The sequence below is a fragment of the Acinetobacter sp. EKM10A genome, from assembly GCF_011075215.1.
Lineage (GTDB): Bacteria > Pseudomonadota > Gammaproteobacteria > Pseudomonadales > Moraxellaceae > Acinetobacter > Acinetobacter baumannii.
In genome coordinates this window covers 154,413-177,583 of the sequence record NZ_JAALLK010000002.1, presented here as the reverse complement: position 1 = coordinate 177,583, position 23,171 = coordinate 154,413, and the positions used below count along the sequence as shown (strand labels likewise).

The window sequence follows — 23,171 nt, the reverse complement described above, 5'->3', positions numbered from 1 at the left end:
TGACTACATCCTATTCAGAATCTTAAGCTTTTGTTTTAAAAAAATTTCTTTTTAACAATTTGTTAAAAACAACTGCTTAATCATATTTAGTTTATGATTTTTCTACTCAGCCAATGTAAGGCTAAGAATAATATTAATGATAATTATTATTATTTCATTATTCAACATGCTGAATAATTTTTATTTTTTAATAACTTTTTGAAATTAAATATGTTTATTCTAAGAGTGACTACTTAATGTAAATTTCTTCACTAAATTTAACAATAGTATTAAATGATAATATTCTCATTTACAATAGGTTTTCATTATAAAACCCGACTTGAGCCAGTCCACTCCTACTTAAATTAATAAGTAGTCCTCTTTTCATAAATTTAATCAAGTACGTCTACAAATTGCGCCGTTAATATTTGTGCTAAATCTTTAGGATTTACACCAATATCTAACCCTCTCTTACCGCCACTTACATAAATTTTGCTGAGCTCTTGTGCAGAGGCATCAATTACTGTCTTCAAACGTTTCTTTTGGCCTAAAGGACTAATTCCACCCACTAAGTATCCTGTTAAACGTTCGGCATCTTTAGGATTTGCCATCTGTAGTTTTTTACACCCCACTGCCGTAGCTACTTTTTTTAAATTGAGTTGATGGTTAACTGGTATAACCGCAACAAAATAATTTTTCTCATCGGTAACCAGAAGTGTTTTAAACACTTCATTTACATTAAGGTTTAATTTTTCCGCAGCTTCTAAGCCAAAACTTTTAGCATTTGCGTCATGTTCATACTCATGGATAGAAAATTCGATTTTGTTACTTTTTAACAGTCTACATGCAGGAGTCATAGGAGTTTAAATTTTAATGAAATGATATTGATTATATTTATTTTAAGAAAAGTTTAAAATTTGCTTAGGCTATTTACATCATTTACATGAAAAATCAAACCTACACCGAACAAAAAACAATCTAAACTTGATATTGAGTAGATGACTCCAATATATTTAGTTGAGATTTAAAGTCTGAACTGGCGAATTTATGAGTTACAAACACAATAATCTGATGGCAATGCGTCACCGTTTTTGGGATGAGTCTTCAGATCATGTATTAAATGAAAAGCAATTTTTACAGCAGACCTTAATCGAACAAGGCATTTTTAATAATGCGACTTTTGATGATGTTAAGTACTTTTTCTATACACTGCCTAGCATCGTTATTGTAAAGGCTCATGCGCTTGGTTTTATGCATGATTCCGTCAAGCAAATGGTTATTCAACATATTCAAGCTAATCGTATGCATTTAATGCAAAAGGCTGAATTGAAAATTCAGTTTAAAATGTAATTTTACGGTTAGCATCTGATACGACGTTTTATAGTGGTTTATTTTTCTGAGTGGTGGATATTTTAATTTTCTCTCTAACGCTTAGGCTATTTTTAGAAAATTAAAATCTAAAATGAGACTTTCAACTCACCATTCAGTCTGAGGGAACTATTTTAATACGTTCAAAACATGTAATATTCGTTACAATTTTAGATCACCAGCGTTTGGCTGCATGATGCGCATAGGATTCTATTTTCATGTCAAATCAGAACGATAAGCTTAAGAGTTTAAAAACTTCTTCCATGGATCGACGCTTATCAATCGCGAAAGCTTCTTTACTGGCAGGAACACGTTGGGCTACTGCAAGTGCCTCTTCCCTCTTTTCTAGTGAAGAAGAAAAAGAGAAGAAGCGTAAAAAGGCAATGAGCGAGCAAGCTAATTATCTTGTTTCTGAAATTGGCAAACTTAAAGGTTCTATTGTCAAGATTGGCCAAATGATGGCGCTTTATGGTGAACATTTTTTACCAGAAGAAATTACTCAAGCTTTAAATACCTTAAATAACCAAACTGTTGCTTTAGACTGGCCAGCAATTAAACCTCACTTACAAGAACAACTAGGTTCTAAGTTAAATGATCTAACAATTGATCATGAGCCTATCGGTACGGCCTCTCTGGCACAAGTTCATCGCGCAACACGTAAGTCAGACGGTTTAGAGTTAGTTTTAAAAATTCAATACCCTGGTGTTGCGAATGCAATTGACTCCGATATGAGCCTGTTTAAAAACATGCTTAAGCTTACACGTATGGTTCCTCAAACCCGTGAGTTTGATCAGTGGTTCGATGAAGTACGTGAAATGATGCATCGTGAAGTCAATTATCACGTAGAGGCAGCCACAACACGTCGCTTTGCTGAGCGTTTAAAAGATGATGAGCGCTATATCGTCCCTACAATTGTAGATGAATACTGTACCGATCAAGTCTTATGTATGACCTTTGAACGTGGCGTGCCTATCAATAGTCCAGTCATGCTTTCCCTTCCTCAAGAACGACGTAATCAGCTCGGTGAAGCTTCACTAGAGATTGCAGTTCGTGAGATTTTTGAATGGGGCGAAATGCAAACTGACCCTAACTTTGGTAACTACCTTGTTCGTTTAGGTAATGGCCAAGATATTCAGGATAAAATTGTACTATTAGACTTTGGTGCGATCCGTCAGTTCGATGAACATTTACTCTCAGTTGCGCGTAATCTTATACAAGCGGGTTATCAGCATGATAAACATGCGATGGTTCAAGCAATGACTGGATATGAGTTTTTCGATGCAATGCCTGAAAGTATTAAACCCGGCATGGCCGATGTCTTTTTACTTGCGACAGAAGCATTCAGTACCCCTGCAAATAATCCAGATATGCCAGCTGGGCTGATGGATGAACATGAACGTTATGACTGGAAAAAGAGCCAGTTACATAGTCGTGTTATGCAGCAAGCAAGTAAATCAATGGCGTCTCGATATTTCTCGGTTCCTCCAAAAGAATTTATGTTTATTAGCCGTAAGTTTATTGGCGCATATACATTTATGACTGTTATTGATGCCAAAACAAATGTACGACGTATGATTCGTAACTTTGCTTAATATTATTAAGACTAGAATGATTCCGTGTCATTCTAGTCAATCCAATCAAAATAGTTCTTTTTAAAAATTTATTTTATTTTTTAAAATCAGAAACATAAACCAAAACCTATTTTGCTTTTACCATTTATCTACTCATTTTTTGAATGTCAGCAACGACATAGTTTTTTCTTATACAGCGTGTCAGCATAAAACAATAACAATGTGTTAGGACACCATAATCATGACAAATATGATCAATAAAGCCCAAGGGTTGGGTTTATCGCTGATCACAAAACTAGCTGGAAGCGATGTACTTGATCAACTCAAACTACGTAAATTTCTTGAAAGGTCTCTTTACCAAGGTTCAAAAGCTGGTTTTAGAGCATTAAGTCAGACTCAGAAAGCATTTAAACCTAAGCAAATTCCCCAACAACGTCTGCCTCAACAGAAGAAAAACCTATTTGATTTAAGCCTAACTGAAGAACAACAAATGACTTCAGAGGCAATGTCTCAATTTGCTCAAGAAGTTTTATTGGGATTAGCTCATGATGCTGATCAGACAGCTCAATTTCCAGAAAGCCTTTGGCAATATGTAGAAGATTTAGGATTAAACTATTACGCTCTTCCAGAAGCACTAGGTGGTGTCGCCGCTGAACAAAATATTGTAAGTAACTTATTGATTGCTGAAAAACTAGCTGAAGGTGATTTTAGTCTTACAGCAGGGCTCTTAAGTACGTTTAGTGTTATTAATGCTATTACACGTTGGGGTTCTACTGAAGTTCAGTCAATGTATTTACCTTGCTTTGCAGAAGACTCAGACATTACCGCCACTTTCGCTGTACAAGAAGCTACTCCAGCATTTAACCCTTATGTCTTAAAAACAAAAGCTTCTCTTGAAAATGATCAATATTTTATAGAGGGTGAAAAAACATTAGTCATTTTAGGAGATTTGGCTGATGTGTTCTTGGTGAGTGCGGACTTTAATGGCAAGCCGGATGTATTTGTAGTACAAGCTGGCGATACCATTTCTATTAAAAGTACCCCTGCTATGGGTCTCAAAGCAACAGAGACAGCTACTTTAAAATTCAGCCATACACCCGCTCTACGACTAGGTGCAACAGATTTTGATTACACCGCCTTTTTAGATTTAGGCAACTTAATGTGGTGTGCAATGGCTGTAGGAACCTGTGAAGCAGTAAAAGCCTACTGTATTAAATATGCCAATGAGCGAACTGCTTTCGGAGAACCAATTTCACATCGTCAAAGTGTCGCGTTCATGATTGCAGACATGGCAATTGAAATTGATGCTATGCGTATGCTGATTTTAAATGCTGCAAGTCTTGCCGAAGCAGGTAAACCATTCCATCGTGAAGCATATTTAGCTCGTCTTCTTTGCGCAGAAAAATCCATGAAAATAGGAACAGATGGCGTACAAATTTTAGGTGGTCATGGGTTTACAAAAGAACACCCTGTTGAACGCTGGTATCGTGATTTACGTGCAACCGCAATTTTACATTCTGGCCTACATGCTTAAGATCAATCAGAGGATATTTTCATGAATTTACAAAATCCCAAAAAATTCAAAATGATGATTGATCAGGCACATGATGTTGCGATCAATGTTTTACGCCCTATTTCCCGTAAATACGATAAAGCAGAACATGCTTATCCGAAAGAGCTGGATATGCTTGCTTCACTCATTGATGGCATGAATGAAGGTGGTGAAGGAATTAATGCAGGGGCTGCCGGTGCAGGAAAACGTGGTGAAACTGATAATGAAGGAATCCGTAATGGAACCAACATGTCAACAGCGTTAGGCATCATTGAAATGTGTTATGGCGATACTGGGCTATTACTCAGCATGCCACGTCAAGGTTTAGGAAACTCTGCAATTGCCGCGGTCGCAAATGATGAGCAACTAGAACGTTTTAAAGGTACTTGGGCGGCTATGGCCATTACCGAGCCGGGTTGTGGTTCTGATTCTGCTGCGATCCGTACTACGGCAACTAAAGATGGCAATGACTATATTTTAAATGGTGAAAAGATTTTCGTAACCTCTGGTGAACGTGCGGACTCGGTGGTTGTGTGGGCTACACTTGACCGAAAACTTGGACGCGCAGCAATCAAATCATTTGTGGTGCCTAAGGGTACACCCGGAATGAAGGTTGAACGACTTGAACATAAGTTAGGAATTAAAGCCTCTGACACAGCCGTTATTAGTTTTACTGACTGTCGTGTTCCGGCTGAAAATTTGCTCGGTAATCCTGAAATTGATGTTGCAAAAGGTTTTGCCGGTGTAATGGAAACTTTTGATAATACACGTCCATTAGTCGCAGCAATGGCAATTGGCTGTGCCAAAGCCTCTTTAGAGCGTATTAAAGAAATTTTTAAAGAGCAGTTAGACCCCAATTACTCGACTCCATATTTGCAAACTTCCAACCTTGCTGCACAAATTTACCGAATGGAAGCCGAATGGGAAGCTGCACGGTTACTTATGCTGAAAGCCACCTGGATGGCCGACAACAAAAAACCAAACTCAAAAGAAGCTTCCATCGCTAAAGCAAAAGCAGGTCGTATAGGCAATGAAATCACTTTGAAGTGTGTCGAGTTAGCAGCAAGTGTTGGCTATAACGAAGATGAACTACTTGAGAAGTGGGCACGTGATTCAAAAATTCTTGATATTTTTGAAGGTACTCAACAAATCCAGCAACTTATTATTGCTCGACGTGAGCTTGGAAAATCTTCAAGTGAACTAAAATAGAAATATTGCAAGGGAGTTTTTTAACTTCCTTGCTTTTTAGCACTATGATTTATCGGCAAAAATAAAACCCTCTAATCACATGATTAGAGGGTTCGGTATTTCAGGAATATATTTTTTAATTATTCAGCCTGTGTAGCTTCTAAGGACTTATCGACTACACCAAATTTTTTGAAGATTTTTGCACGACGTTTTGGTGAAATATTTGCTTTATTTAAATCCCCTTTGTAGTGATCAAATACACGCTTATCCATCATTTTAAACCACCATGAAGGAATCATGGCTGGTAGCAGCATACTTGCATAGCCACTTGGCAACTCTGGTGCTTCATCAAAATGACGTAACGCTTGGAATGGACGAGTTGGATAAGCATGATGATCTGAGTGACGCTGTAACTGATATAAGAATAAGTTGGTCACTACATTGTTATTATTCCAGCTATGCTCTGGCATTGTACGTTCATATTGGCCATTTTCTTTTTTCTGACGCAATAAGCCATAATGTTCAATATAGTTAATAATTTCGAATAGACTAATCCCGTAAAATGCTTGTGTTGCCAAATAAGGCATCGTACCTTTACCAAAAATTCCTACCATAGAAGCATGGAAAGCAGCACTCATACCCCAGCCTTGCAGCAATTCGTTATCGAGTGACCAAAACTCTTTACCTTTACGTTTTAAACGATTTTTCTCAATTTCAATTGCTGATTTAAAAGAACCGATAACAGTACGTGGCCAAAATTCATAGAATGTTTCACCCATACGTGAAGATGCCGGATCTTCAGGAGTCGCTGCACGTTTATGATGGCCATATGGATGCTCAATACGGAAATGGTTGTAACCTGTAGGCACCAAAGCAAGATGAGATAAAATATGGTCTATACGATCATGTTTATGGCTTAATTCATGGGCTGTATTAATTGCAATACCATTAATGGCACCCATCGAAATACCAAGCAAAATTTTGTCAATAAATGAAGTATCTTTACGGCTTGTTAAATAACATGCATAAATATTTGCCGCATACTGCAATGGAATAAAACTTTTTACCAAACGCGAATAATATGGATCTTTCTCAAGAAGTTTAATTTCTTCATCGGTTGGATTACGTGCATCTTTACCAATAATTGTATCAATTGCAGGAATCACAACGTGTAATAAAAGTGGGCCACCTAAAGCAAATACTTTCTTTAATGGGCGTGGACCAAAATGGTATCCAGCTAAAATACCTAAACCAATTACAGGTAGAGCCGGACTAATCATCCATAAATAGCGCTTACGATCTATCTCACGCATAGACGCTGGCACTGGCATAAGTTCTTGCTGAACATTTACTGGTGCATTCATAGTCATATTTCCTTTTTCTATATATCTATATAGTTAAAGAAATACTATTTTCTTAACAGTTGTAACCGTCCAAAAAACCTATTTCAAAGTCTTTGGCATTTTCTTCCACTTTTTTGTCCTAAAAACACATGTTGATCTATTCTTATAGCTCACTATAATTTTATTAAAATAATGATTGATCACGTAAACATGGATGCACTAAGTAAATTTTTTGATGATATCCACTTAAATAAGTCTGAATATATTTATATAAAAGCACAAGGTGAATGGGCTTTTAAAACACAAGATCAATCTGCTTTACTGGCTTATATTGTTTTAACGGGTTCTGTATATATCCAATTAAATGTGTCAGAGAAAATAACAGCAAGAGCTGGAGATATTATTTTAATTCCTTCTGGAAAAGCGCATCATGCTACAGACTCAAAAGCTACTGCAAGTAAACTTGTAGATCCAGTCGATATTACTCCATTATTTAATGGACATCGCCACGATCCAATTGAGTTAGGCTCATCAACATCTGAAAATACCCTATTACTCTGCTTGCGCTGTCAAGTCGATACTTATATGGCAGGGCCACTTATTAATGCATTACCCTCTATTATGCATATTCAACATGAGAACCAGGCCACTCCTCCTGAATGGTTGCAAATAGGTCTCTACTTTTTAGCGGTCGAAACACAAAAAATCCAACCAGGTCATGACAAAATTATTGATCACTTAGTCAGTATTCTTTTAATAGAATGTATTCGTGATCATATTCAACAAATGTCAGATCAACAAAATTGGTTAGGTGCCCTCACACATCCTGAATTAAGTAATGCTTTATCCGCAATTCATAGTCAACCTGAAATAAGCTGGACTGTTGAATCATTAGCTGAGCAATGCTGCATGTCACGATCTAAGTTTGCCAATCTTTTTAATAGTATTATTGGTGAACCACCTCTTACTTATTTGCAGCATTATCGCTTCCGCTTAGCTAGCCAATATCTACGCACAAGTAATTTATCAATACAACAAATTTCAAATAAAGTGGGCTATTCTTCCGAAACCGCATTTAGTCAGGCATTTAAAAGAGTATTTGATTTATCACCTAAACAATATAGACAAAATTATATTGGTACTAATCTCGATGAATAATAAAAAAAGCGCCGAAGCGCTTTTTTTATTACATAGATTTTATTTGATTTTAGCGTGTGACTTTAAGTATTCGCTGTAATCTTCAAGTATCTGTTGACCACGAGATTGGCGGTAAAGCTGTTTTAATTGTTGCAACTGATCAGCAGGCATAGCGTTAACAGCAGCTGAATTTACATTAGAAACAGCCACAACCACTAACTCATTTGGTAAGTTCGCGGTAGTTACAGACCACATACCTGGTTTTGGCGCAGGAACACTAAATGCTGCACGCTCAATTGCACGTTTTAAACCTTGTGAACGAGTAAATACACCCGCTGATTCAAAAGCAACTTTATTTTTCGCGACAACTTGTTCAGCTGGCTGAGTTTTGAATTCTGTCAGCATTGTAGCGATTTTCGCTTGAGCTGCTTTACGTGCTTTCTCATCAATTACTTTAGCTTTTACTTCATTCATTGCTTGGGCAAGTGGTTTAACACCAGCCGCATGATAGTCACGTACTTTAACCCAAACAGTATCTCCGTTCGCTAATTGAATATTAGATGAAGCATTACGATCGCCATTTTTCACATCATCATTAAACAATTTAATTTTTACGTTAGGATCACTTAAATATGGATTTTGAGTAGCTAAAGTTACACCATTTAATGATTCGATTTTTGTACCTTTAACCTGCTGTACAACAGCATCTAAAGAATCATTACCAACAATCGTTTCGTTCAAACTATTTACGGTATCTGAATAAACAGAAGCAACTTTATTCTTTTCAACTTCTGCAATTAAACGTGGTTTCTCAGCTTCAAATGAAGGAATTTGGTTCGCCTGAGTCTCCGCTTCAATAATATGATAGCCATATTGTGTTTTTACTGGCTGAGAAATTTGACCATTTTTCAAGCTTAGAACAGTTTTATCAAATGCATCAGAGAAAACACCAGGTGCATATGCTTCAACTAATCCACCTTTCGTTTTAGAAGTTGGATCTTCAGAGAACTGAGCTGCTGCTTGAGCAAATGAAAGTCCACCCTGAATTTTTGCATATACATCTTTAGCAAGTTTTTGAGCTGCGGCATCATCACGAGCGTCTGTCGTAATAAGGATATGTTTCACTATGCGTTTAGCATCTTTTTGCTGAGTTTCTACAAACTTTGCATAAGCTTGTTTAAGCTCGGCATCTGTTGCTGGAGCTGGCTTAGCCATTAAAGACGGAGATAAAACAACATAATCTACATCAACAGAAGCAGGCTGTTTAAACTCATTCTGATGTTTGTTGTAGTAATCAGTAGCCTCTTGGTTCGATGCAGTTAAACCAGCTTTATAAGGGTCTAACTTAATACTAGCCAAATGCAATGTACGCTGTTCAGTTTGCAAATTCGCAATTTGCATTAAATCAACTTTACTCACTAAAGAATAATCTGCAAAAGTTGAAGTCAACATTTTTAAAGCGTGATCTTGACGTAAGCTAGCAATTAAGCCTTCGCTTGTCATACCAATCGAACGCAAATAATTTTCATATAATTTTTGTGAAAACTGGCCATTTTCTTGCAAACTTGGCTGCTGAGCTAACATTTGCTCGATTTGAGCATCGCTTAAAGAAATACCTAATTTTTCAGCTTGTTGAATGAGCAAATTACGGGATACCAATATATCAAGAGCTTTGGCTTGAATTACCGGTAAATTAAGTAAACTTTCATCACCCTTTACAGCAGCTAAATATTGTTCTTTATACCTTTGCGTTAAAGTTTCAAGGTCTTTTTTTGATATGTCCTGTCCATTTACAGTTTTTGCGACATCTGCCTTGTTTCCCCTATTAAAATATCCTTCAATACCTACAAGCGCTAAAGGGGTCAAAAACAAAACTAAAAGGACTTTGCCGAGCCAACCCTTAATGACTGTACGAAACGATTCCATAAGTATTCCAATATTTTATTTCGAGGAGAATTTTAACTGAAAAACCACAATGAATGAATGAGCAATATTGGTCAATTCAGATTTTTAATAAAAAACGCGCCTATATTGGCGCGTTTAATCATCTTAAAAGATTAAGCAACTGAATCTTTAAGACCTTTACCAGCTTTAAAGCTAGGTACTTTTGTTGCTTTAATTTGAAGCTCTTCACCAGTTTTAGGGTTACGACCAGTACGTGCAGCACGTTCTTTAACACTGAAAGTACCAAAACCAACTAAAGTTACTGTGTCACCTTTTTTAAGTGCTTCAGTAATTGACGCAATTGTCGCATCGAGTGCCTTGCCTGCATCAGTCTTAGATACTCCCCCTTTTTCAGCAATTGCATCGATTAATTCTGATTTATTCATGAATAAAACATCCTCTTAATATCGTTTGTTTAAGGTCCAAGGCTATAGTTTAAAAGGCCATGACGCCTTTATAGCAATGCTTTGGGGGAAAACGCAATACTAGAGCAGAGCTTTTAGCAAAAATAAATGCTAAAAAACTGTTATATATTTGCTAAATCCCTACATTTTTTTACTTTTCATTCAATTTTGCCTTCAATTTCTGATTTTCTTCAATTAAAGCATCTACCTTTATATGCAGTTGAACTAGGAGTTGTTCAATGTGCTGTAAATCCTTCGGAGTGACCAAGCCAATTCTATTTAAAGAGTGGTTTACACTCGTATCTAAAATTTTCTCGACCTTGTCTTTTGTATCAGAAACCGACTCTTTTGCTTTTTCGGTTACTTTACCAACAGTTGTATCTGCTAAATCACCTGTTTTGGATTCTAACTCTTCCCCTACTTTGACTAATGAGTCAAATAGTTTGTTCCCTTCTTCTTCGGCACGTGAAAAAGCACCCAAACCTGCCAACCAGATTTGTTTAGTATACTTTCTAAAATCTAATGCAGATTTTCTAGAACTTTTTGATTTTGATTTATTTTTTTCTCCTTGCTCTTCTGCTTGTGTTTCTATGTTTGCATTATCCATTGATCTAAGCTCCTGATCGGATGAGAGAGACGAAGTGTTATTTAACCACAAAATATTCTTATAATAACAAAGTCAAGACTTGATACATTTATGAAACTGTTCTACAAAACAATCATGTCATGTAAATATATTTAACAGGACATTGTGTTAAGTTTGAGATAGGATGTCTCATTCTCTCAATTAATCTCTAATATTTAAGGATAAACTTTTATGAGTGAAACGCAACAAAGACAAAAACATCCACGTCTGTTGCTGAATATTGTTCTAATTATTTTAGAAACTTTTTTCTCATTTATTCTCACCCACGATGGTGTTCTTCGCTTGCAAGCGAAAAAGTTTATCGCCAATAAAATAACAATCCGTATTAATAGCTATTTGCCATTTTTCGACTTCTATGTGCAGTTTACGGAAAAAGGATTGCTATTTGATATTCACTCATATGACCGTCGGATTGATTTAGAAATTAATAGTACTCTCGTTGACCTTATCAAAATTTTTGTTTTTTCAAATCAACGTAGCCTGAATAACATGCGAATTGATGGGGATGCAGAGACTAAAAAAGAACTCATCGATTTAATTTCGCATCTCACTTTACCTAAGCTTCTAGCAGACTGGAAGCAGTGGTTCAACGCACCAGATGATGAAGCCGAAGCACTAGCCTCTCGCAAAAAAATTGCTCCATTACTTGAAAAAATCGACCAACAACGCTCAGAAATAAATTCGTTGCATGTCGAAATTAAACAGTATCAAAACCGAATTGCACGTTTACAACAGCGCCAACGGAACATTAACTTCTGCTTTGGTATAATTAGCCTAATATTTATTGTTTATTTCATATATAATTTGTGGGTAGCTTAACTTATTTTTTCTAATTTGATCCTGCACTTGAATTAAAAATAAAAAAACTTGACTATTTTAGTCGGGATTCATAAAATCCTATTATCTAGTCTTAACATGTGTATCGAATCATGCGCCTTACAACTCGCGGTCGCTACGCAGTGACTGCTCTACTTGATTTAGCTTTGCAGCCAACTGAACAAACGATCACGCTCGCCGAAATTGCCGCACGTCAATCTATTTCAGTTGCTTATTTAGAGCAGTTGTTCGCAAAACTTAAGCGTCATGGGTTAGTTTCTAGTGTTCGCGGTGCAAATGGTGGTTACCATTTGGCTCGAAACGCTGATGAAATTACTGTGTTAGAAATCATTGAAGCCGTAAATGAAACCGTTGATGCAACGCGTTGTGACCATAAAGGCAACTGCCAAAATGGTGCAATGTGTCTTACTCACGATTTATGGCAAGAACTCTCTCATCATATTGCCGACTATTTAGCTAAAATCACTCTTGCCAACCTCATTAGCCGAGACAACGTTCAAACTGTTGCATTACGCCAAAATGTAACTGGCACAGATTCAGCTCTTTTATCGGGTACAGGTATTTGATATGAAACGTCCAATTTATCTTGATTACGCAGCAACCACTCCAGTAGATCCGCAAGTTGCAGAACGTATGATGGAGTGTTTAACTTTCGACGGTACCTTTGGTAATGCTGCATCTCGTTCCCACGCTTATGGCTGGCAGGCAGAAGAAAAAGTTGAATATGCACGTGAGCAAGTCGCAAACTTAATTAAAGCTGACCCACGTGAAATCGTTTGGACTTCTGGTGCAACTGAATCAGACAACCTTGCTCTTAAAGGTGTTGCTCAATTCTATGCATCTAAAGGCAAACATATCATTACAAGTAAAATTGAACATAAAGCTGTTCTAGATCCTTGCCGTGAATTGGAAGAACAAGGTTTTGAAATCACTTATTTAGAGCCAGAACCACAAACAGGTTTAATTACTCCTGAGATGGTTAAGGCTGCCCTTCGCCCAGATACTATTCTTGTTTCACTTATGATGGTAAACAATGAAATTGGTACAGTTACAGATGTAGCAGCGATCGGTGAATTAACACGTGCAAATAAAACGTTTTTCCATGTAGATGCAGCACAAGCAGCTGGTAAAGTCGATATCGACTTATCTACTATGAAAATTGACCTAATGAGTTTCTCTGCTCATAAAATTTATGGTCCAAAAGGTATCGGCGCATTATATGTACGTCGTAGCCCACGTGTTCGTCTAAAAGCACAGATTCATGGCGGTGGACATGAACGTGGTATGCGTTCTGGTACTTTAGCGACTCACCAAATTGTTGGTATGGGTGAAGCTTTTGAACTTGCAGGCAAAACAATGCATGCAGAACAAGAACGTATTCGTAAACTTCGTGACAAACTTTGGAACGGTTTACAAGACCTTGAACAAGTATTCTTAAATGGCCACCCAACTCAAAACGTTGCTAACTATTTAAACGTCAGCTTCAACTTTGTTGAAGGTGAATCTTTAATGATGTCGCTTAAAGACGCTGCTGTATCAAGTGGTTCTGCTTGTACTTCTGCTACTTTAGAGCCTTCATATGTTCTTCGCGCATTAGGTTTATCTGATGAGCTAGCACACAGCTCAATTCGCTTTAGTTTTGGTAAATACACAACTGAAGAAGATATTGACCACGTGCTTACAATTACCAAAGCCGCTGTTGAGAAATTACGTGAACTTTCTCCGCTTTGGGATATGTACAAAGAAGGTATCGATCTTTCTACAGTTGAATGGGCAGAACACTAATTATTGAAATTAGTGTTTTAACCCTCATATTAATATTAGGCTGACCCCGAGGTTTGGAGAAGCGAAATGGCTTATAGCGAAAAGGTAATTGATCATTACGAAAACCCACGTAATGTTGGTGTTTTAGACAAAAACTCTGAGAATGTTGGTACAGGTATGGTGGGTGCACCTGCATGTGGCGACGTAATGCGTTTACAGATTCAAGTAAATGACAACGGTGTAATCGAAGAAGCACGTTTCAAGACTTATGGTTGCGGTTCTGCAATTGCATCAAGTTCACTTGTAACAGAATGGTTAAAAGGTAAGACTCTTGATGAAGCTCAAGCAATCAAAAACATTGATATTGCAACTGAGCTAGCTCTTCCACCAGTAAAAGTTCACTGTTCTGTATTAGCTGAAGATGCAATTAAAGCTGCGATTGAAGATTATCGTAGTAAAAAATCAAAAGCTTAATTTGTTACCATTATAAACGTTGGAGTTTTCATGATTCATTTAACTGAAAATGCTGCGACTCATATTAGCAATTACCTTAAAAACCGAGGTAAGGGTGAAGGCATTCGCGTTGGTGTGAAAACTTCTGGTTGTTCTGGGTTGGCTTATGTTCTCGAATTTGTAGATGATATCGATGAACATGATCAAATTTTCGAACAATTCGGCGTTAAGGTTTTTGTAGATCCTAAAAGCTTAGTTTACTTAGACGGCTTAGAAATGGACTATGTTAAAAATGGCCTTAATGAAGGGTTCGAATTTAACAATCCTAATAAAAAGGGTGAATGTGGTTGTGGTGAGTCATTCACTGTTTAATCCTCTCCTTTCCTTTTCTCATTAAAACAGTGCCTTTTAACAGCACTGTTTTAATGTATTTAATTAATGTGGACCTCATTTCTAATGAATCATTTTGAGTTGTTCAATTTACCTGTGGCACTCGATATCGATTTAGCAAGCTTGAAATCAAATTTCTTAAGTTTGCAACAACAATATCATCCAGATAAAGCCGCAGATAAAGATCAAGCATTGATCAAATCAAGTGAAATCAATCAAGCTTTTAAAACGCTTTCTCAAGTTGATAGCCGCGCTGCTTATCTTTTAGCTCTTAAAAAGCAAGATCATCATCTTGATCAATCTATTAGTGATTTCGAATTTCTACAATCCGCTTTAGAACTTCGTGAACAACTTGATGAAGCGACATCATCTGAACATTTACGTACTTTAAGATTAGAAGTACAACAATGGATTGATGGTTTGGTCCGTGAATTCAAAATTGATTACAGTGAAGAAGATTGGGCAGAAGCACGCGATACCGTACGTAAGTTACGTTTCTTTCAACGTGTTTTAAACGATATTGATAAAGCAGAAGATCAACTGTTAGATGATGAAGACAGTTTTGATTTAGACGACGATTTTTAATTTTGCTTTCTCTACTTTATTTTCAAGGGATTTAACTCATGGCACTTTTGCAAATTGCTGAACCGGGTCAATCCAGTACCCCACACCAACATCGCATTGCGATTGGTATTGACCTAGGAACAACACACTCATTAGTTGCGACAGTGTTATCAGGCAAACCTAAAGTACTCAATGATGTTCAAAATAGAAGATTACTTCCTTCTATCGTTCATTATGGGGACAATACAACTCATTATGGTGAAGAAGCTAAACCGTTTATCATTGCAGATCCAAAAAATACAATTGTTTCTGTTAAACGATTTATGGGCCGTTCAAAGGCAGATATTAAATTTCAACACCCTTATGAGTTAGTAGGCTCAGAAAATGAAATGCCTGCTTTTGAAACCCGTGCTGGACGCAAAACACCAGTAGAAATCTCAGCTGAAATTTTAAAACAATTAAAAGATCGCGCTGAAGACAGCTTACAAAATCCTGTTAATGGAGCAGTAATTACCGTTCCTGCATATTTCGATGAAGCTCAGCGTCAAGCAACTCGCGATGCAGCTCAACTTGCAGGTTTAAATGTATTACGTTTATTAAATGAGCCTACAGCTGCCGCTGTAGCTTATGGATTAGATCAAGAAAGTAATTTAGCGACCGACCGTAATTATGTAATTTATGACTTGGGTGGCGGTACTTTTGACGTATCTATCTTACGTTTTTCACAAGGCGTATTTGAAGTTTTAGCGACTGGTGGTCACACTGCTTTAGGTGGTGATGACTTAGACCGTCTAATCGTAAAATGGGCTAAAAAACAGCTTAATATTGATGTATTAAGCGATGAAGATTATGCCGTATTTATTGTGGCAGCACGTCAAGCTAAAGAACAATTATCAACTCAAGATTCAGTTGAATTAAAGTTACTCGAAGCAACTCTCACACTAGATCGCCCTACATTTGAAAGCATTATTCAAGTAGCATTAGATAAAACGATTAGTGTTTGTAAGCGTGTACTGCGTGATGCAAAACTTGAGTTAACCGATATTCAAAATGTTGTTTTGGTAGGTGGTTCTACTCGCTCTTATGCTGTTCAAAAAGCAGTACAGGAAGTTTTTGCCCAAGAACCTCTTTGCACGATCAACCCGGATGAAGTGGTGGCAATTGGCGCTTCTATTACAGCCAACCAGTTAATCGGTAATAGCCAAGATGGCTCTCTTCTTTTAGATGTAACCCCTCTTTCTCTTGGTCTAGAGACTATGGGAGGACTCGTTGAGCGTCTGATATCTCGTAATACAGCGATTCCTGTTGCACGTCGTCAAGAGTTCACCACCTATCAAGATGGCCAAACTGCTATGTTAATTCATGTAGTTCAGGGCGAACGTGATTTAGTTGAACATTGCCGTTCATTAGGTAGATTTGTACTTCATGGCATTCCACCAATGACTGCAGGCCAAGCTCGTATTGAAGTCACTTTCCAAGTTGATGCAGATGGCTTACTCACCGTTTCTGCTCGTGAAGCAACTTCTGGCGTGCAAGCTCATATCGATATCAAACCATCTTATGGTTTATCTGAGGCAGATACGGAACGCTTATTAATTGAAGGTTTCCAACATGCCGAAGAGGACAAAAATCTTCGTCATTTAAAAGAAACTAAAGTTGAAGCAGAACGTGAGCTTGAGGCTCTTGAGCAAGCATTAAAAGTAGATGCAGATTTACTTGATGAAAAGCAGCTTGAAGCACTCAACTCTGCTAAGGAATCATTAAAAGCTCAGCTTGAAGGCAGTGATATTCAAGCAATTGAGCAAGCAGTTCAACAACTTAAAGTACATAGTGATGCTTTTGCAGCACTACGGATGAATCGACATATTGACCATGCCTTAAAAGGCACGAAGCTCGATGATTGGTCAAAATCAAATTAAAAGGTATAGGTGATCAATATGCCACGTATTAAAGTACTTCCTCACGCTCAATTTTGCCCAGAAGGAGCAGAATTTGAGGTTGAACAAAATGCAAATCTTTGCCAAAGTTTGCTCAACAAAGGAATCAAAATTGAACATGCTTGTGATATGTCTTGCGCATGCACAACTTGTCATGTGATCGTTCGTAAAGGCTTTGATAGCTTAGAAGAAATGAATGATGTTGAAGCCGATCTTCTAGACCGTGCTTGGGGGTTGGAGCCTGACTCACGTCTTTCATGTCAGGTTAAAGTTGTAGATGAAGATCTTGAAATTGAGATTCCGAAATACACAATTAACCACGCTTCGGAAAATCATTAATAAATAATAAAAAAGCTGCTTAGGCAGCTTTTTTTATTTATATAATTTATACCTGATCTTGTTCTTCATCGATATTTATAGGCTTAACTTCATCCTCAAGTCTAAGCTGAGCAACACCTTGAGTATTAACCAAAGTTTGTTGAACTTTAATGCGCTGAATCATTTTTTCAAGCACCTCAACCAACTCAGGGTATTCGTAGTTTTGTACTTCTTCTAAATTTAAAACTAAATGGAAACCTTTATATTCATAATCAAACCATTGTTGATGGTCTGATTTATTTCCTGTGTATTTTTCCATGACTTGCCATGTTTTTACTGCCCCTTGAATACCCTTTAAATAAATTGGGGTCTTAGGCGCACATAGAAAATCACTTTTGATCAATTGATAAGTATCATCAGAAATGAGTATTTCATCAATTTCAGCAGCATACTGTAAACGTGCCGCTAAATTTACGTCGCGACCTACAATCGTATAAGCCATACGATGGGTTGCACCATAATTCCCTACGTGGCAATAACCTGTACTAATACCCATACGGATATGTAAGGCCGAATATCCCATTTTCTTCCATCGTTCGCGCAGCAGCTTCATTTGCTGACGCATAGCAATTGCCATTTCTACACACGATTTGGCATCTTGCTCAACTCCTTGTGAATTCGGATCTCCAAAAAATATGAGAATCGCATCTCCCATAAATTTGTCGACTGTCGCTTCATATTGCTTTGCAATTTCAGTCATATGACTTAAATAATCGTTAAGCAAGAAAGCTAAGTCATCAGGAATTAAAGTTTCTGATAGTTCAGTGAACCCCTGAATATCAGAAAAGAATACGGTCATTTTTTTACGTTTATATTCGATTTTTGCTTCAGCTTCCCCACGCATAATCGACTGCCATAATTGTAATGGAGCATAGCGGCTTAACTGATTAGCAAAAGCAATATAACGTGTCATCTGGTCATAATAATGCTGACGTTGCTGACTAATTTTTTTAACCCAGCGGTGTTGGTAATAATTTCCGATAGTGATAAACATTACCAAACCAAGTAAGGTAATTACTGTTAATTCTTGGCTTGTGGCTTCGAAATATGGATGAAAACCAAATAAGAAAAATGTACTTAAATAAAAAATAATCGCCCCAAGCAGACTCGTTAAACAAATAACTGCAAAGGAAATACGACTATTAATTGCTGAGTAAAATAATGCAAAAAGTGCAATAAATGTTGGAACGAGATTAAGGTGCACTCCTGCCAGAGTAACAGCCACTACAATCGCATCTATTGCAAAAAAAACACTTTTTTGAGTTTTCTTATCAAACTGGTACTGCAACCAGTGTTCTAGTTTAGAACTGACAAAAAGTAAAAAAAGGAAAAAAGGAGGAATATAGATTTGATAATTAGTATTCGGTGAGGTAAAGGCATAGATCACTAAAATTAATGACAGAATTGAATATCCCATCAAACGATGAAAATATGCAAACTGCTTAGGTTCCCGATCTATAAACCTCTCTAATTGCACCCTATCCTCCACATTTCAATGTTGCCACATTGATATGTGGCATTACATTGATTTAATCCATGCGCCAATCAAAAGGCATATCACCTTGGCCACGTAGAGCAAGCATAAGAGTCTGACGCATATGAGCTAAAACATCACTTGTATATGGCACCGCTGGTGTACCCCATACAGGTTTCGGCCAAGCTACATCATTTTGATAGCGGACAACATGATGGAAATGCAATTGAGGCACCATATTACCTAAAGCTGCTACATTCATTTTATCAGCACGGAAAACACGAGATAACTGGCTAGATAACCAGCTTGATTCACGTAAAAACTGTTCTTGGTCAGCTTGACTCAATTCATATAGTTCCGTGATTCCTGGTACGCGTGGTACTAAAATCAACCAAGGAAATTGCATATCATTCATTAAACGACATGTTGAAAGCGGGAAATCGCCTACAAAAAAAGTATCTTGAGCAAGTTGTGGATGCAAACTAAACATATCTTTTATAAATGACAATAAACAATAATGGCTAATACTATCACATCAGTTTTGATGTGAATATTATTAGTAGCCCGTTTGCTTACAAATAACAATGATTTTATGCACTTATTCATATCTCAAGGTATAAATAGTGCATAAAATCCGATTACATCAAAACAAATGTCCTAATTAGCTAGCGCTGGTTAGAAAAACAGGTCTCAGGCATGTAGTTCACTCATCAATTTTTGCAATAAATCATTGATAAATTGAATTCGTTTTTCATACTCTTCAAGCTGCACCATCACCTTCAAACGTTGTCCGCCTTCCATACGGTAATAAGTCGGATTTTTTTGCATTAACTGAATAATACTAATGGCCTGAACTGGCGTATCTGGTGAAAACTCAATATTTCCACCTTGAGTATTAATATCAATTTTCGTAATACCTAAATGTTCTGCTTTCAAACGGATTTGATGCACGCTAAATAAGTGCTTAACCGACTGCGGTGGAATACCGAAACGGTCAATAAGCTCCATACGGATGTTATCTAGTTTTTCCTGTGTATCGGTATTACTAATACGTTTATAGAATAATAGACGCTGATGAACATCACCTAGGTAATCATCTGGAATAAGTGCAGGAATATGTAAGTTAATTTCGGCAGTTAACGACAATGGAGCATCAAAATTCGGGGTTTTACCTTGTTGAATTGCTTTAGTCGCTTTCTCAAGCATTTCCATATACAAGCTATATCCTATCGCCTGCATTGAGCCACTTTGTTGCTCGCCTAACAATTCGCCTGCCCCACGAATTTCCAAATCTTCCGTAGCGAGCATAAAGCCTGCACCTAATGTCGAAGCACGTTGAATCGCATCAAGGCGTTTTTCGGCATCACCTTTTAAGTGTTTAATCGAAGGTACTAATAAATACGCGTATGCTTGGTGATGCGAACGACCTACACGGCCACGTAACTGGTGTAATTGCGCTAAACCAAGTTTATCCGCACGTTCAATCAAAATTGTATTGGCATTTGGAACATCGATACCTGTCTCAATAATGGTTGAGCACACCAGCACATTATATTCTTTGTGATAGAACTGCTGCATAACTTGCTCAAGTTCGCGTTCACGCATTTGTCCATGTGCTACCGCTACACGTGCTTCGGGTACAAGCACACGAATATTTTCGGCAGCTCGCTCAATGCTCTCTACTTCATTATGTAAGAAATAAACTTGTCCACCACGAAGTAACTCACGCAAAATCGCTTCCTTGATTGAAGCATCTGTATGCTCTTGCACAAAGGTTTTTACTGCTAATCGACGGGCTGGCGGAGTCGCAATAATCGACAAATCACGCATACCCGAAAAAGCCATATTAAGCGTACGAGGAATTGGCGTTGCTGTAAGTGTCAACATATCAACATCGGCACGTAAAGCTTTGATACGCTCCTTATCACGCACACCAAAGCGATGCTCCTCGTCTACAACCATTAAGCCTAAATCTTTAAACTGAACATTCTCTTGTAGAAGCTTATGTGTACCTACCACAATGTCGACTTTACCATTTGCCAAGTCTTCAATATTTTTCAAATGTGTTTTGTTTGAACCAAAACGTGAGAGCACTTCAATACGTACTGGCCAATCAGCAAAACGGTCTTTAAAAGACTCATAATGTTGTTGAGCTAGTAAAGTTGTAGGAACTAAAACAGCAACCTGTTTCCCATTTTGTACCGCTACAAATGCTGCACGCATGGCCACTTCGGTTTTACCAAAACCTACGTCACCACACACCAACCTATCCATTGGTTTTGCTTGCTGCATATCATAGAGCGTGGCTTCAATTGCATTAGCCTGATCAAGGGTTTCTTCATACGCAAAACCGCTTGCAAATTGCATATAGAGCGACTGATCCAGTTCAAAAGCAAAGCCAGGTTTTGACTGACGACGTGCCTGAATATGTAAAAGCTCAGCTGCAACGTCATGAATTTGTTCTAATGCTTTACGCTTAGCTTTACTCCAAGCATCAGTTCCGATTTTATGTAACGGTGCTAAATCCGGGTCGCCACCACTATAACGGCTAATTAGATGCAAGTTCGTTACTGGAACATAGACTTTTGCATCTTCAGCATAATCTAGTTGTAAGAACTCATAGTCTTGTCCTTCAATCGCGAGTGTAATTAAGCCAGCATAACGCCCCACACCATGATCGATATGTACAACAGGAGCACCAATGCTGAGCTCAGTTAAGCTTCGAATCAGAAACTCTTCGGAAACTTCCTGTTGACGCTTGCGACGACGCTGTACAACTCGGTGCTCGTAAAGCTGATTTTCTGAAATAACCGTTAATTGATCAGTTAAAAGTAAGCCACGATCTAGAGGCGCATTAGTAATAGCAATTGCAAACTGACTAATTTGGAATTGCTCAAAATTCTCTACATTCGGAATCTCACCTAAACTTGAACGCAACGCATCTTTTAAACTTTCGCGACGTCCTGCGCTTTCCGCAACCAATAGAACAGGATGATTTGCTACATCAATATATTTTTTTACGGCACTAAATGGTTTTTCTTTTTTCGGATCGACTGGCAACTTGGGTGGTTGTTCAGTTTTAAGATTAAGTGCACCAGCTTTTTCTTCAATAGTTTCTGCGCTTACAAGCATTCGTGGAAACTGGTTTAAAGCACTTAGCAGATGATTTGGAGAAATAAATAGCTCTTCTGGAGCAAGAATAGGTTGATCCATATTATGGCGTCGGTCTTCATAACGACGCATAACTTCTTTCCAGAAGTTCGTTAAATCAGTGTCAATATCATTAGTTGTAATTACAATGCAATTCTTTGGTAAGTATGTTGTAAACATACTTTGTGTCTGCATTTGTTCTTTATCAAAAAATAGCGGTAAATAAAATTCAATACCAGGCGATGCTATACCATCTAAAACGTCCTGATAAATTGGATTTTTCTTAGGATTGGCAGTAGGAAAAAACTCAGAATAACGGTCTCTAAAAACTGAACGTCCTTCTTTTAAAGGGAATTCTTTCGCGGGTAAAACCGTAAAACTTTTTAGCGTGGTTGTTGTTCTTTGAGTTTCTGGGTCAAAGAATTTTAAAGAATCAATTTCATCGTCAAATAAATCTATGCGGATTGGAGATTCTTGCCCAGATGCAAAAATATCCATAATACTGCCGCGTACAGCAAACTCACCATGGTCATAAACTGTATCTACTAAGTGGTAGCCCGCCTGAACTAACCTTAATTTTTGTTGTTCTAAATCAAATTTTTGACCCACTTTTATATCAAAGTGTTCTCCCAATACCCATGAGTAAGGTGCAACCCGTTGAGCCAAGGTACTTGCTGAAATCAGTAATACGCCTTGCTGAGGCATATTAGATAAAATAGCAAGACGTTCTGACACAATATCTTGATGGGGAGATAAACGGTCATAAGGCAAAATTTCCCAATCCGGAAAAATTGTCGGCTTAACTCCATAAAACTCAAGTTCACTTTCTAATTGAGCAACATGTTGGTTGTTTCTAGCAACTAATACCAATAAAGAAGAATGCTGAGTGGCAATTTCTTTAAGCAATAAAGCTGCTGATGAACCTAATAATGACCCCACCCAACGCTTTTCACCGGCCTTGAGCTGTTGCAAATTCAATTGAGAGATTTCTTGTTGAAACATGTATATGGCTTTTATGAGCTAAAAAGATATGAGGTTAATAGTAGCATGATGTTTTTAGTGAATTGAGTTATTTTTCTGCAATCAAGCTAC

The 23,171-nt window shown here is 37.5% G+C and carries 21 protein-coding genes; 13 read left to right on the top strand and 8 right to left on the bottom strand.

Annotated features, from left to right (window positions below; genetic code table 11):
• Positions 1–371 precede the first annotated feature (371 nt).
• On the bottom strand, positions 372–836 hold the full coding sequence (gene ybaK / locus G9371_RS03695) for a Cys-tRNA(Pro) deacylase (RefSeq protein WP_000186520.1): 465 nt from the start codon (positions 834–836) through the stop codon (positions 372–374).
• A gap of 190 nt (positions 837–1,026) precedes the next feature.
• On the opposite strand from ybaK, the gene G9371_RS03690 reads away from it, so the two are divergent.
• The 4 genes from G9371_RS03690 to G9371_RS03675 all read left to right on the top strand — a co-directional run bounded on the left by G9371_RS03690 (position 1,027) and on the right by G9371_RS03675 (position 5,679).
• On the top strand, positions 1,027–1,329 hold the full coding sequence (locus G9371_RS03690; protein WP_000120631.1) for a hypothetical protein: 303 nt from the start codon (positions 1,027–1,029) through the stop codon (positions 1,327–1,329).
• Positions 1,330–1,565: 236 nt separating this feature from the next.
• Positions 1,566–2,939, top strand: a complete 1,374-nt coding sequence (locus G9371_RS03685) for an ABC1 kinase family protein (RefSeq protein ID WP_000070798.1) — start codon at positions 1,566–1,568, stop codon at positions 2,937–2,939.
• A 229-nt stretch (positions 2,940–3,168) separates the two neighbouring features.
• Positions 3,169–4,452, top strand: coding sequence for an acyl-CoA dehydrogenase family protein (locus G9371_RS03680; RefSeq protein ID WP_171068542.1), 1,284 nt, complete (start codon positions 3,169–3,171; stop codon positions 4,450–4,452).
• 21 nt (positions 4,453–4,473) lie between these two features.
• Complete coding sequence (locus G9371_RS03675) at positions 4,474–5,679, top strand: acyl-CoA dehydrogenase family protein (protein WP_029424358.1); 1,206 nt, start codon at positions 4,474–4,476, stop codon at positions 5,677–5,679.
• Positions 5,680–5,798: 119 nt separating this feature from the next.
• Here G9371_RS03675 and G9371_RS03670 read toward each other — a convergent pair whose 3' ends face one another.
• Positions 5,799–7,022, bottom strand: a complete 1,224-nt coding sequence (locus tag G9371_RS03670) for an alkane 1-monooxygenase (protein WP_029424359.1) — start codon at positions 7,020–7,022, stop codon at positions 5,799–5,801.
• A gap of 189 nt (positions 7,023–7,211) precedes the next feature.
• Here G9371_RS03670 and G9371_RS03665 point away from each other — a divergent pair, with 189 nt between their 5' ends.
• Positions 7,212–8,159, top strand: coding sequence for an AraC family transcriptional regulator (locus G9371_RS03665; protein WP_000339569.1), 948 nt, complete (start codon positions 7,212–7,214; stop codon positions 8,157–8,159).
• A 39-nt stretch (positions 8,160–8,198) separates the two neighbouring features.
• Here the strand turns inward: G9371_RS03665 and G9371_RS03660 are convergent, their stop codons facing one another.
• From G9371_RS03660 to G9371_RS03650, 3 genes are all read right to left on the bottom strand, one after another.
• Complete coding sequence (locus tag G9371_RS03660) at positions 8,199–10,064, bottom strand: SurA N-terminal domain-containing protein (protein ID WP_000443421.1); 1,866 nt, start codon at positions 10,062–10,064, stop codon at positions 8,199–8,201.
• A gap of 131 nt (positions 10,065–10,195) precedes the next feature.
• Positions 10,196–10,468 carry an HU family DNA-binding protein gene (locus G9371_RS03655; RefSeq protein ID WP_001043034.1) on the bottom strand — a complete coding sequence of 91 codons (273 nt, stop codon included), beginning with the start codon at positions 10,466–10,468 and terminating at the stop codon, positions 10,196–10,198.
• Positions 10,469–10,637: 169 nt separating this feature from the next.
• Entirely contained in the window at positions 10,638–11,093 is a 456-nt protein-coding gene (locus G9371_RS03650) for a phasin family protein (protein WP_000368000.1), read from the bottom strand.
• Between the two features lie 210 nt (positions 11,094–11,303).
• On the opposite strand from G9371_RS03650, the gene G9371_RS03645 reads away from it, so the two are divergent.
• From G9371_RS03645 to fdx, 8 genes are all read left to right on the top strand, one after another.
• Positions 11,304–11,951 carry a hypothetical protein gene (locus G9371_RS03645; protein WP_029424360.1) on the top strand — a complete coding sequence of 216 codons (648 nt, stop codon included), beginning with the start codon at positions 11,304–11,306 and terminating at the stop codon, positions 11,949–11,951.
• A gap of 110 nt (positions 11,952–12,061) precedes the next feature.
• Positions 12,062–12,535: an Rrf2 family transcriptional regulator gene (locus G9371_RS03640; RefSeq protein ID WP_001241480.1), complete on the top strand. Its 474-nt coding sequence runs from the start codon at positions 12,062–12,064 to the stop codon at positions 12,533–12,535.
• Between the two features lies 1 nt (position 12,536).
• The gene (locus G9371_RS03635; RefSeq protein WP_000828390.1) at positions 12,537–13,754 is read left to right on the top strand and encodes an IscS subfamily cysteine desulfurase; all 1,218 of its coding nucleotides are present in this window, start codon (positions 12,537–12,539) and stop codon (positions 13,752–13,754) included.
• Between the two features lie 66 nt (positions 13,755–13,820).
• A complete protein-coding gene (gene iscU / locus G9371_RS03630; protein WP_000331712.1) occupies positions 13,821–14,207 on the top strand; it encodes a Fe-S cluster assembly scaffold IscU in 387 nt (128 codons plus the stop codon).
• A gap of 30 nt (positions 14,208–14,237) precedes the next feature.
• The gene (iscA, locus tag G9371_RS03625) at positions 14,238–14,558 is read left to right on the top strand and encodes an iron-sulfur cluster assembly protein IscA (protein ID WP_000581597.1); all 321 of its coding nucleotides are present in this window, start codon (positions 14,238–14,240) and stop codon (positions 14,556–14,558) included.
• An 84-nt stretch (positions 14,559–14,642) separates the two neighbouring features.
• Positions 14,643–15,161, top strand: coding sequence for a Fe-S protein assembly co-chaperone HscB (hscB, locus tag G9371_RS03620; RefSeq protein ID WP_001015254.1), 519 nt, complete (start codon positions 14,643–14,645; stop codon positions 15,159–15,161).
• Between the two features lie 38 nt (positions 15,162–15,199).
• Positions 15,200–17,059, top strand: a complete 1,860-nt coding sequence (hscA, locus tag G9371_RS03615; RefSeq protein WP_029424361.1) for a Fe-S protein assembly chaperone HscA — start codon at positions 15,200–15,202, stop codon at positions 17,057–17,059.
• 18 nt (positions 17,060–17,077) lie between these two features.
• A complete protein-coding gene (gene fdx / locus G9371_RS03610; protein WP_001137383.1) occupies positions 17,078–17,416 on the top strand; it encodes an ISC system 2Fe-2S type ferredoxin in 339 nt (112 codons plus the stop codon).
• A 46-nt stretch (positions 17,417–17,462) separates the two neighbouring features.
• On the opposite strand, the gene G9371_RS03605 is transcribed toward fdx, so the two are convergent.
• The 3 genes from G9371_RS03605 to mfd form a co-directional block, all read right to left on the bottom strand.
• Complete coding sequence (locus G9371_RS03605; protein WP_001175670.1) at positions 17,463–18,932, bottom strand: adenylate/guanylate cyclase domain-containing protein; 1,470 nt, start codon at positions 18,930–18,932, stop codon at positions 17,463–17,465.
• Positions 18,933–18,984: 52 nt separating this feature from the next.
• On the bottom strand, positions 18,985–19,419 hold the full coding sequence (locus G9371_RS03600; protein ID WP_000492048.1) for an HIT domain-containing protein: 435 nt from the start codon (positions 19,417–19,419) through the stop codon (positions 18,985–18,987).
• Between the two features lie 200 nt (positions 19,420–19,619).
• Positions 19,620–23,081 carry a transcription-repair coupling factor gene (gene mfd, locus G9371_RS03595; protein WP_029424363.1) on the bottom strand — a complete coding sequence of 1,154 codons (3,462 nt, stop codon included), beginning with the start codon at positions 23,079–23,081 and terminating at the stop codon, positions 19,620–19,622.
• Positions 23,082–23,171 lie beyond the last annotated feature (90 nt).